Here is a 10,838-nt window from a genome sequence, read left to right on the forward strand (position 1 = left end):
GGGTCACTCCGCTGCAATGGCCTTGGGGGCGGGCGATTTCGGCTTGGCGCCGTGTTCGTATTCTTCGAGAAAATCCAGAACTTCCTGCCGGTAGGCGTAATAGTCGGGATGTTCGAGCAACGCCTTGCGGGTGCGCGGGCGCGGCAGGTCCACGCGGGTGATCTTGCCGATCGTAGCCTGCGGGCCGTTGGTCATCATCACCACCCGGTCGGCCAGCAGGATCGCCTCGTCCACGTCATGGGTGACGCAGATCGCGGTGACCTTGGTGCGCGACCAGACCTCCATCAGAACCTCCTGCAGCTCCCAGCGGGTCAGGCTGTCGAGCATCCCGAAAGGTTCATCCAGCAGCAGCAGCTTGGGCGACAGGGCAAAGGCGCGGGCGATGCCGACGCGCTGTCTCATGCCGTTCGACAGGTCGCTGGCCTGCTTGTCCATCGCATCGGCCAGGCCGACGCGTTCCAGGTAGTATTCCACCACGTCCTGCCGTTCGGCCTGGCTGGCGTTCGGATAGACCTTGTCGACCCCGATCGCCACGTTCTCTTTCGCGGACAGCCACGGGAACAGGTTGGGTGACTGGAACACCACCGCGCGTTCAGGGTCGGCGCCTTCGACGTGGCGGCCATCCAGCTTGATCGCGCCCTTGGAAATCTCGTTCAGCCCCGCCGCCATGGTCAGCACCGTGGATTTGCCGCAGCCCGAATGGCCGATCAGCGAGATGAACTCGCCCTTGTCGATCTTCAGATCGAAGTCCTCGACCACGGTCAGCGGCCCCTTGGGCGTGGGATAGACCTTGTGCAGTTGCGAGAAATCCAGAAACCGGCTGTCGATCATGCCCTTCTGCGCCTCGGTCACGGCGGTGGGCACGCCGTGGATCGGCGTGACCTCGGGCAGGATGCGGGTGCCTTCGACCTTGGCCTCGATCCCCACATCCATCAGGTATTTGGTGACCTCGGCGCGCAGGCGCTTGAAGGTTTCATCGGTGTTCATCGCCGCCCGGTCGCGCGGGCGCGGGATCGAGACGCGGAACTCCTGCCCCAGCGTGCCGTCGGGGTTCAGGGCGATGATCCGGTCGGCCAGAATGATCGCCTCGTCCACGTCATTGGTGATCAGCACGCAGGTCTTGCGGTCGGCTTCCCAGATGCGCTCGATCTCGTCGGCCAGGTTGGCGCGGGTCAGAGCGTCCAGTGCCGACAGCGGCTCGTCCAGCAACAAGACCTCGGGGTTCATGGCCAGCGCCCTGGCTACGTTGACCCGCTGGCGCATCCCGCCCGACAATTCGGCCGGCCGGCGCGACGCCGCGTGACTTAGGCCGACCATCTTGACGAAATGGGCCACCTTCGCGGCCTTCTCGGCCTTGGGCAGGCCCGGAAAGACCGTATCGACCGCCAGTCCGACATTGCCGCTGACCGTCAGCCACGGCATCAGCGAGTAGTTCTGAAAGATCACGCCGCGTTCCGGTCCCGGCCCCTTGATAGGCGCGCCCTTGAAGGTGACCTGCCCGCGGCTGGGCATGTCCAGCCCGGCCATCAGGTTGATCAGCGTGGTCTTGCCGGTGCCGGAAAAGCCCAGGATCACCAGGAACTCGCCCTCCTGCACCTGCAGGTCGATGCCGTTCAGAACATCGGTGCGCCCGGTGCCTTCGCCGAAGGATTTCGAGACGTTTTCGAAGCTGAGGATGCTCATCACGCTCACCGGTTGTTGGTAAAGGTAAACAGGGACTGCAGCGCGTACATCACCCGGTCCAGCAGGAAGCCGATGATGCCGATGGTGAAGACCGCCACCATGATCCGGGCCAGCGAGCTGGACGAGCCGTTCTGGAACTCGTCCCAGACGAATTTGCCCAGGCCCGGGTTCTGCGCCAGCATCTCGGCCGCGATCAGGACCATCCAGCCCACGCCCAGCGACAGGCGCAGGCCGGTGAAGATCAGCGGCAGCGCCGACGGCAGCACCAGCTTGGTGATCTTGGTCCAGGTGTTCATCTTCAGAACCTTGGACACGTTCACCAGATCCTTGTCGATCGAGGCCACGCCCAACGAGGTGTTGATCAGCGTGGGCCACAGCGAACACAACGTCACCGTGATGGCCGAGATCAGGAAGGATTTCGCGAACCAGCCGTCATTGGTGACATAGACGGCCGAGACGATCATCGTCACGATCGGCAGCCAAGCCAGCGGCGAGACCGGTTTGAACACCTGGATCAGCGGGTTCAGCGCCGCGTTTGCGGTGGGCGACAGCCCCGCCGCGATGCCCAGCGGCACCGCCACGACCGTGGCGATCAGGAACCCGAAGAACACGGTTTTGATCGAGGTCCAGATCTGCTGGTAGTAAGACGGCGCGCCGGTATAGGCGACCTGCTTGACCTCGTCCGCGCGTCCGGCCTCGATCAGCTTCTGGTTCCGCTTTTCGACCATCGCCTCGAACTTGGCGCGTTTGGCGGCCTTGGCCTGCGCGTCCTGATTCAGGTTGACCATTTCCTCCCAGACCTGCGCCGGGCCGGGCACCGCCCCAAGCGATGTCTGTACCTTGGGGGCCAGCGTCGCCCACAGCAGCAGAAAGGCGCAGATCGACAGGATCGGCACGATCAGCAGCCGCCAGATCTCGGCCATCTGGGCGCGGGGATTGTCGCCGGCGGCGGCCTTGAGAACCGGGGTGGCCCAGCTGAGGCCCAGCACCTGGAACCATTTGTCGGCGGCGTTGATGCGGGTGAATAGACGGGCGCGGCGCGCGTCCCGTGCGGCGTCTGCGTTGAATTCCGGATCGACCGTTGTCATCTGATGCGTCCTTGCGATGGCGGGGCGTTTCAGGGGCCCTGCCCGACCGCAGCCGGGCAGGGCGGTTCGGGGTCAGCCTTGGATTTCGGTCCCGACGACCTTCTGGTCGCCCTTCAGGCCGATCGGCAGGCTTTCGAGATAGGCATTCGGCGCACGGCCATCGAAGGGAATGCCGTCGATGATGTCCTCGGCCGGGGTGGGTGCCTTGTAGCCGTCGCTGTCCCAGGGGAAATCAGCCTCGTCTGCCAGGCCTTCTTCGACCAGAAGGCGCGCGGCATGCAGATAGATCTCGGGCTTGTAGACCGACTTGGCGACCTCGTCATACCAGCTGTCTGCCTTGGCTTCGGGGATCTGCCCCCAGCGGCGCATCTGGGTCAGGTACCAGACCGCGTCGGAATAGAACGGATAGGTCGCGTTGTAGCGGAAGAACACGTTGAAATCGGGCACCTCGCGCTTGTCGCCCTTTTCGTATTCGAACGTGCCGGTCATCGAGTTGGCGATCACCTCGTAATCGGCCCCTACATATTCCGGGCGGCTCAGGATCTCGACCGCCTCGGGACGGTTGGCATTGTCGTTCTCGTCCAGCCACATCGCCGCACGGATCAGCGCCTTGGTCACGGCCAAGGTGGTGTTCGGGTATTCTTCTGCGAATTCGGCGGTGATGCCGAATACCTTTTCGGGGTTGTTCTTCCACAGCTCGTAGTCGGTGATGACCGGAACGCCGATGCCCTTGAACACCGCCTGCTGGTTCCACGGCTCGCCCACGCAATAGCCATGGATCGTGCCGGCCTCGAGCGTCGCGGGCATCTGCGGCGGCGGGGTGACCGACAGGAACACGTCCGCGCCGATCTGACCGGTCACGTTTTCGGGGCTGTAATAGCCCGGGTTCAGGCCCCCGGCGGCCAGCCAGTAGCGCAGTTCGTAATTGTGGGTCGAAACCGGGAACACCATGCCCATGTTGAAGGGTTTGCCCTCGGCCTTGTACTTCTCGACCACCGGAGCCAGTGCCTCGGCGCTGACCGGGTGCTGCGGGCGGCCATCGTCCATCACCGGGATGTTGGGCTTCATCTCGGCCCAGACCTCGTTGGATACCGTGATGCCGTTGCCGTTCAGGTCCATGGAGAAGGGCGTGATGATATGCGCCTCGGTTCCATAGCCGATGGTCGCTGCCAGCGGTTGACCGGCCAGCATATGCGCGCCGTCCAGCTGGCCGCCGATGACGCCGTCCAGCAGAACCTTCCAGTTGGCCTGCGCCTCGAGCGTCACGAACAGACCCTCGTCCAGGAAATACCCCTGCTCATAGGCAACGGCCAGCGGCGCCATGTCGGTCAGCTTGATGAAGCCGAAGGTCAGTTCGTCCTTTTCCAGCTCCAGCATTTCTGCGGTGGCCGGCGCAACAAGGGCTGTCGTCGCAACAAGACTCAGAATGAGTTTTTTCATCTTTGTTCCTTTCGGTCCGGCCCAAACCGGGCTGGGTGGCGACCCGAGCAACGTTCGGGCCAAAAAAAAGCCGCCGACACACACCGCCGGAAGGAGAAGGCGGTTGGTCGAGCGGCTTTGCTCAGAAGTTTTGCCCAAGACATCGGGCGAATTCCTACGGTGGGCGACGTTGCCTGCCGTTGTCCTGATAAAGGCACCGGTGAGCAGATGAGTCATCCGAAATTGACGGCCATCAGGTGAAAATTCTGCAACGCAGCATAATTTGACGCTGCAGTGCAAAAAAATTAGGCGCACTTACTGGGAAGGCTCAAAAATCCGACTGTCGAAAAAGACGTTTTGCGGCAACATCAACTTTCCACCCGGGCCGGACACTAGCGTCGGGTCGTTGCCGGCACCCTCGGGCTTTTCAGAATCGGCGGGCATGACAACACCGATTCCCTGCAGCTCGCGCCGATACAGGTCACTTTGGAACACATCGGCTGCCGTACGCTCGGCATCTGACGGATCCAGTCCATATCTTCGCGCCATGTGGTGCGCGATCCATTTGGCCTGACTGCGCCACGGAAAACCCGTCGCGCCTTCATGAAAAGTGACAAAACGGTCGACCTGACGCTGGTCGCCGCGCGCTGAAATCGCAAATTGGCCGGTCAATGCCCGGTCGACCAGGTCCGCGGGAACATCAAGATAGAGCCTTTGCGCCAGCATCTCCGACGCCGTGGTCAGGCTTTCGGAAATTGAAAGCCATCGGCCCGCCCGCCAGATCGCCCGCAGCAGCGCGCCCGTCAGATGTGGTTCCGTCTGCGCCCATTCCGTTCGCACGGCCAGCACCTTTTCAGGGGCGCAGGACCAAATCGCGTTTCCCGGGAGCAGGAGCGCACCCACCCGGTCATCGACGGAAAACGACCCCCAGGGCTCTCCCACGCAGAAAGCATCGATCTCCCCGGCGGCCAGGGCCTGGGCCATCAACGGTGGGGGAACAGTGCGGATCTCAACCTGGGTCGAGGCGAGTTCCGTGCCGCTGACCCAATATCGCAGCAGTTCCACATGCATGGAAAACGGAAACGGAACCCCGAAGGTCAGCGTTCCACCGGCCGCCTTTGCCAAGGCCGCTCCGGCCGCAAAAGCATCGCTGAAGTCGAAGGCATAGCCATTTTCGCGCAGCCGCGCCTCCAGTTGGCGGCCAACGCCGATCACGTTTCCATTGACCGACAGGACCGATACGGCCGAAAGGGGCGTGACGATCCCTCCAAGCCCCAGCGCCATGGCCACCGGGACAGGGGACAGCAGATGTGCCGCATCAACATGACCGAAGGCCAGCATGTCCCGCAACGAGGACCAGGACGGGGCGGGGCGCAGGTCCAGAGAGATGCCCTCGGCCTGATCATATCCCATCTCGTGCGCCACGATCAGGGGGGCTGCATCGACCAACGGCATATAGGCCGCTCGGAGCGAGACCGCCCTCATGACAACAGCCCCGAAGCGGTCACCAAAGCCTCGGCCACATCGGCCACCCGACGATTCTGATTCATGGCGGTCTTGCGCAGCAGGGCATAGGCTTCATCTTCCTGAATGCCTTTTGCTTTCATCAACAGCCCTTTCGCGCGGTCGATCACCTTGCGCTCTTCCAATGCGCGTCTGGTTTCGGCCAACTCGGTCCGCATCTGGCGCAGTACTTGGAAACGGGCGATGGCGGTGTCGATGATGGGCTTGACCCTTTCGGGATGCAGACCGTCGACGACATAGGCCGAGACACCTGCTTCGACCGCAGCTTTGGACAGGCCGCCTGCAGCCCCGGATACGAACATGGCAACCGGCCGCTCCATCGGGCCGGAGGCGGTTGTCAGTTCTTCAAGCATGTCCCGAGATGGATTGTCGATGTCGATCAGAACGACATCGGGATTGTGGACAGCAATCTTGCTCGGCAATTCAGACACGCCATCGATCACCTGCGCCTCGACGCTCCCCGCCGCTTTCAGGGCCTCGAGGATCGCATCGGCGCGGTCCGGGTTCTGTTCGACAACAACAACGGTCAACGTTTGGTTCATAACATCGAACTGACCAAGCAGGCAGAGCGAGGCAATGCCACCCTCGGAGCGCTGCGTTCAATTCCCTGGAAAGCGCCTATCTAGATGGCAGATCGTGCGCGGATGCCGAATAATTCAGCACGTTGCTGCCCCGGACAAATTTGGAGATACGACCAACCAACAAAAAGGCGCCGCAGGGCGCCTTGTTTTATTGGTCGGAGTGAGAGGATTCGAACCTCCGACCCCTGCCTCCCGAAGACAGTGCTCTACCAGGCTGAGCTACACTCCGACCGTGGCGCGTGATCTATACCCAGTGGATTTGATGCGCAAGAGGGATTCTGTGTGCTTTTTGTCCGAACTGACTCCGCCGCTTGGACCCGCAGGAATTGACGGGTCAGGGCAGAGCCTCGGTTTGATAGAGGCGGATCTTCGTACCGCCATGATCGACGATCGGACCCGGAGGCAGCAACGGCAGGCGGGTGGCGCGCGCCAGAGACTGGTTGCTGGTGACGACGCCGACACGCCAGCCGGAAAACCTGGACAACATCACCTTGCCAAAGCTGCCATACAGCGACCGCAGGCGTTTTTCATCGCCGATGCGTGCCCCATACGGTGGGTTGACGATTATCAGGCCCGGCCCGCCCATGGGTGGTTTCAGGTCAGCGACTACGCGTTTTTGGAATTGCGTCGCGCCGTCCACCCCGGCGCGGTTGGCATTCGCCTGCGCGGCCGCGATCGCCCCGTCATTACGGTCCGAGCCATGGAACACGGTATCTGTCTGCGTTGCGACCCAGTCGGCGCGGAGTTCCGCCCATGCCTTGGGGTCGAATCCGGCAAAGTCCTGAAAGGCAAAGGCTCTGTCGCGGCCGGGCGGCAGGCCCATCGCGATCTGCGCGGCTTCGATCACGAAAGTGCCCGAGCCGCACATCGGGTCCAGCACCGGCTCAGATCCGTCAAAGCCGCAACTGCGCAGAAACATCGCCGCCATCGTTTCGCGCATGGGGGCCTTGGCCACCGCTTCCTTGTGACCGCGCTTGTGCAGCGCCTCTCCGGAACTGTCGAGGGAAAATGTGCAGATGTCTTTCTCGATTCGCAGCAGAACACGGACCGTCGCCTCGGACGAGATCGGAGCCCCCAACGTGTCAGAGATCGCGCCTTCAATCCGTTGCCGTGCGGCGCCGGCATGATAGATGCGAGATTTTCGGCTAGTGGCCTCAACCCGAACCGGGACATCGGGTTTCAGAAAATCTCCCCACGGAAACTTTCGTGCCCGCTTGTCCAGCTGAGCCAGATGCACAGCCGGGAACGAACCCACCCGAACCAACACCTTGTTGGCCCCGCGCAACTGGAGATTGGCACGCCAGACCTCGCGCAGGTTGCCACGAACCGTGACACCACCGGGCGCCAGCCGGGCCTCAGCGAATCCGGCCTCCTGCGCTTCGGCGAGGAGGGGAGCCTCCAGACCGGGTGTCGCGACCAGAAAAATCTCAAGATCGGTATTCTCCATTCCGGCTGCTTATATCAGCAGGGCCTTCCGTGCGACACGAAATTTCCTACCAAGTTTTTGGTACTCCGCCCGTGGTTTCGGGTAAAAATAGCTACACGGCGCGCGATTTGGGCGGTAACAGGTTTGCGTTTGGCCGCTTCGCCGCGTAAAGGGGCCGTAATCAGAGAGACGCCCGCGGATTTCGGCCGGTCCTCGTCGTTTTTACGACGGGCTTGACGAAACTCCGCGCTATTCAGTGCCCAAAGCAAAGGGCCCTGTATGACGGGCGCAAGAAAAAGGCTTGGAAGAACGTAGCGACATGCAAACTTTCAAACTGAAAAAGGGACTGGACCTTCCGATCGAGGGATCGCCTGAACAGGTCATTCAGCCAGGGCCAGCATATTCTTCGGTTGGCGTGCTGGGTGGAGACTATATCGGGCTCAAACCACGGATGCTGGTGCAGGAAGGGGACACTGTCCAGCGCGGCACGCCGCTGTTCTGCCACAAGGACGCGCCCGAGGCGATGATGGTGGCGCCGCTGACCGGCAAGGTCGTGGCCATCAACCGGGGCGCGCGGCGCGTGTTGCAGAGCGTCGTCATCGAAGTGTCGGACCCCAACGACCCCGGCGTCGATTTCTCGGGCGTGGGCGATGCCGAGACCGCGCAGGGCCTCACCGCCAAGCTGTGCGCCGCCGGCCTGTGGACCGCGTTCCGCACGCGGCCCTATTCCAAGATGCCGCAGCCGGGCACCGCGCCCGCCGCGATTTTCGTCACCGCCATGGACAGCGAGCCGCTGGCTGCCGATGCCGCGCTGATCATCAATGACGCGGCCGAGGCCTTTGCCGCCGGTCTGGCCGCCGTGGCCAAGCTGACCGAAGGCAAGACCTATCTGTGCCAGAAGGATGGCGACACGATCCCCGGCGCCGATCTGCCGGGCGTCGAGGCTGCGGCCTTCAGCGGCCCCCATCCGGCGGGCCTGGCCGGGACGCATATCCATTTCCTCGAACCCGTGACCGCCGCGAAAACCGTCTGGACCATCGGCTATCAGGACGTGATCGCCATCGGGCGGCTGCTGCAGTCGGGCCATCTGGACCCGAACGTTGTGGTGGCCCTGACCGGCCCTGGCGCGCGTCAGCCGCGTCTGATCCGCACCGTCATGGGGGCCTCGACCGAGGATCTGACCCGCGACGAGATCAATGTCGACGGCGAGGCCCGCGTCATTTCAGGCTCGGTCCTGTCAGGGCGTCACGCCACCGGGCCGTTCGCTTATCTGGGACGCTTCGCGCACCAGATCTGCATCATCCGCGAGGATCACGACCAGATCCCGATGGGCTGGATCCGTCCGATGCCGTCGAAATACGCGGTGCAGCCGGTTCTGGGTTCGGCCTTTGCCAAAAAGCTGTTCGCCTTCACGTCGAACCTGAACGGTGGCCGCCGCGCCATGGTGCCCACCGGTACCTTCGAAGAGCTCATGCCGCAGGATTACCTGCCGACGCAACTGCTGCGGGCGCTGTTGGTGATGGATACCGACACGGCGCAGGCCCTGGGCGCGCTGGAGCTGGATGAAGAGGATTTGGGCCTTGTGGGCTTTGCCTGTCCGGCCAAGTATGAATACGGGCTGGCGCTGCGCGACTGCCTGACCAAGATTGAAAAGGAGGGCTGATCCACATGGGTTTGCGCAGCTTCTTTGACCGGATCGAGCCGAACTTCACCAAGGGCGGCAAGTACGAGAAGTTCTTCCCCATCTACGAGATGGTGGAAAGCTTCATCTACACTCCGAAAACCGTAACATCCGTGGCACCGCACGCGCGGTCCTACGTGGATATGAAGCGGATCATGACCTATGTCGTGATCGCCACGATCCCCTGCATCCTGTGGGGCATGTACAATACCGGGTTCCAGGCCAACTCGGCAATCGCGACGCTGGGCCCGGAGTCGGCAACCGGTTGGCGCATCGCCGTCCTGCAGGCCTTGGGCATTTCTCTGGACCCGTCCAGCATCTTTGCCAACGTGATGCACGGGCTGATGTATTTCCTGCCGATCTACATAGTCACGCTGGTCGCGGGCGGCACCTTCGAGGTGATTTTCGCCACCGTGCGCGGGCATGAAGTGAACGAGGGCTTTCTTGTCACCTCGATGCTGTATACGCTGATCATGCCGGCCACCGCGCCGCTGTGGCAGGTGGCCCTGGGGATCATCTTTGGTGTGGTCATCGGCAAGGAAGTGTTCGGGGGCACCGGCAAGAACTTCCTCAACCCCGCGCTGGTGGGGCGCGCCTTCCTGTATTTCGCCTATCCCGCATCCATGTCGGGCGACGCGGTCTGGACCCCGGTCGACGGCTTTTCCGGCGCGACCGCGCTGGCCGTTTCGGCCGCTGACGGCTATCAGGCGCTGGCGGCCGAGGGCATCACATGGTGGAACGCCTTCTTCGGCTCGATCCAGGGCAGCTTTGGTGAGACATCGACCCTGGCATGCATGATCGGGCTGGCCTTCCTGCTGATGACCAAGATTGCCAACTACCGCCTGATCGTGGGCTGTCTGGCAGGGACCATCGGCTTTACCCTGCTGCTGAACCTGATCGGGTCGGACACCAACCCGATGTTCGCGATGCCTTGGTACTGGCACGTCGTGCTGGGCGGTTATGCGTTCGGTCTGGCCTTCATGGTGACCGAGCCGGTCTCGGCCAGCCACACCAATATGGGCCGCTATATCTATGGCGCGCTGATCGGGGTCATGGTCGTGATGATCCGGGTGGTGAACCCGGCCTTCCCCGAAGGCATGATGCTGGCCATCCTGTTCGGCAACGTCTTTGCGCCGCTGATCGACCACTTCGTCGTTCAGGCAAACATCAAACGGAGGGCGCGTCGCCATGTCTGATACGCAATCCCCTGAACCCAAAGGCGCCATCGCCCGGTTCCTGGCGGCCTCGCCGGACTCGGTTGGCAAGACGATCTTCATCGCGGTCGCCGTGTGCCTGGTTGCTTCGATGATCGTGTCGGCCGCGGCGGTCAGCCTGCGCCCGGTGCAAGAGGCCAACAAGCTCAAGGACAAGCAAATCAACGTTCTGCAGGTCGCGGGGGTCTATGAGCCGGGCATCGACGTGGCCGAGGCTTTTGC

At 62.6% G+C, this 10,838-nt stretch carries 8 protein-coding genes, 1 tRNA gene and 1 pseudogene; 3 read left to right on the plus strand and 7 right to left on the minus strand.

Translation table 11 applies throughout. The features are described 5' to 3' along the window. Positions 1-3 precede the first annotated feature (3 nt). From AC2FM5_RS12705 to AC2FM5_RS12735, 7 genes are all read right to left on the minus strand, one after another. Positions 4-1,683: an ABC transporter ATP-binding protein gene (locus AC2FM5_RS12705; RefSeq protein ID WP_170359407.1), complete on the minus strand. Its 1,680-nt coding sequence runs from the start codon at positions 1,681-1,683 to the stop codon at positions 4-6. Between the two features lie 5 nt (positions 1,684-1,688). Further along, on the minus strand, positions 1,689-2,771 hold the full coding sequence (locus AC2FM5_RS12710; RefSeq protein WP_068345377.1) for an ABC transporter permease: 1,083 nt from the start codon (positions 2,769-2,771) through the stop codon (positions 1,689-1,691). Positions 2,772-2,843: 72 nt separating this feature from the next. Continuing rightward, positions 2,844-4,211, minus strand: a complete 1,368-nt coding sequence (locus AC2FM5_RS12715) for a CmpA/NrtA family ABC transporter substrate-binding protein (RefSeq protein WP_496735976.1) — start codon at positions 4,209-4,211, stop codon at positions 2,844-2,846. 294 nt (positions 4,212-4,505) lie between these two features. After that, positions 4,506-5,675, minus strand: a complete 1,170-nt coding sequence (locus AC2FM5_RS12720) for an ABC transporter substrate-binding protein (RefSeq protein WP_496735978.1) — start codon at positions 5,673-5,675, stop codon at positions 4,506-4,508. Further along, positions 5,672-6,256: an ANTAR domain-containing response regulator gene (locus AC2FM5_RS12725; protein WP_170367334.1), complete on the minus strand. Its 585-nt coding sequence runs from the start codon at positions 6,254-6,256 to the stop codon at positions 5,672-5,674. Before AC2FM5_RS12725 ends, AC2FM5_RS12720 begins: the two co-directional genes overlap by 4 nt. A gap of 191 nt (positions 6,257-6,447) precedes the next feature. Beyond that, positions 6,448-6,524, minus strand: a tRNA-Pro gene (locus AC2FM5_RS12730). Between the two features lie 105 nt (positions 6,525-6,629). Continuing rightward, a complete protein-coding gene (locus AC2FM5_RS12735) occupies positions 6,630-7,742 on the minus strand; it encodes a THUMP domain-containing class I SAM-dependent RNA methyltransferase (protein WP_496735981.1) in 1,113 nt (370 codons plus the stop codon). A 298-nt stretch (positions 7,743-8,040) separates the two neighbouring features. Between AC2FM5_RS12735 and AC2FM5_RS12740 the strand changes: the two genes are divergently transcribed. The 3 genes and pseudogenes from AC2FM5_RS12740 to AC2FM5_RS12750 all read left to right on the plus strand — a co-directional run. Next, on the plus strand, positions 8,041-9,384 hold the full coding sequence (locus AC2FM5_RS12740) for a Na(+)-translocating NADH-quinone reductase subunit A (RefSeq protein ID WP_480696863.1): 1,344 nt from the start codon (positions 8,041-8,043) through the stop codon (positions 9,382-9,384). Between the two features lie 5 nt (positions 9,385-9,389). Further along, the gene (locus AC2FM5_RS12745; RefSeq protein ID WP_170367306.1) at positions 9,390-10,598 is read left to right on the plus strand and encodes an NADH:ubiquinone reductase (Na(+)-transporting) subunit B; all 1,209 of its coding nucleotides are present in this window, start codon (positions 9,390-9,392) and stop codon (positions 10,596-10,598) included. After that, positions 10,591-10,838 (plus strand): annotated as a pseudogene (locus AC2FM5_RS12750) (Na(+)-translocating NADH-quinone reductase subunit C); the annotation flags it as partial. The gene AC2FM5_RS12745 and the pseudogene AC2FM5_RS12750, both read left to right, overlap by 8 nt.

The organism is Ruegeria sp. BHSA162, assembly GCF_059613385.1.

Coding starts and splice junctions, on each gene's coding strand:
- AC2FM5_RS12705 (WP_170359407.1), bottom strand. CDS start 1,683: ATGAGCATCCTCAGCTTCGAAAACGTCTCGAAATCCTTCGGCGAAGGC.
- AC2FM5_RS12710 (WP_068345377.1), bottom strand. CDS start 2,771: ATGACAACGGTCGATCCGGAATTCAACGCAGACGCCGCACGGGACGCG.
- AC2FM5_RS12715 (WP_496735976.1), bottom strand. CDS start 4,211: ATGAAAAAACTCATTCTGAGTCTTGTTGCGACGACAGCCCTTGTTGCG.
- AC2FM5_RS12720 (WP_496735978.1), bottom strand. CDS start 5,675: ATGAGGGCGGTCTCGCTCCGAGCGGCCTATATGCCGTTGGTCGATGCA.
- AC2FM5_RS12725 (WP_170367334.1), bottom strand. CDS start 6,256: ATGAACCAAACGTTGACCGTTGTTGTTGTCGAACAGAACCCGGACCGC.
- AC2FM5_RS12735 (WP_496735981.1), bottom strand. CDS start 7,742: ATGGAGAATACCGATCTTGAGATTTTTCTGGTCGCGACACCCGGTCTG.
- AC2FM5_RS12740 (WP_480696863.1), top strand. CDS start 8,041: ATGCAAACTTTCAAACTGAAAAAGGGACTGGACCTTCCGATCGAGGGA.
- AC2FM5_RS12745 (WP_170367306.1), top strand. CDS start 9,390: ATGGGTTTGCGCAGCTTCTTTGACCGGATCGAGCCGAACTTCACCAAG.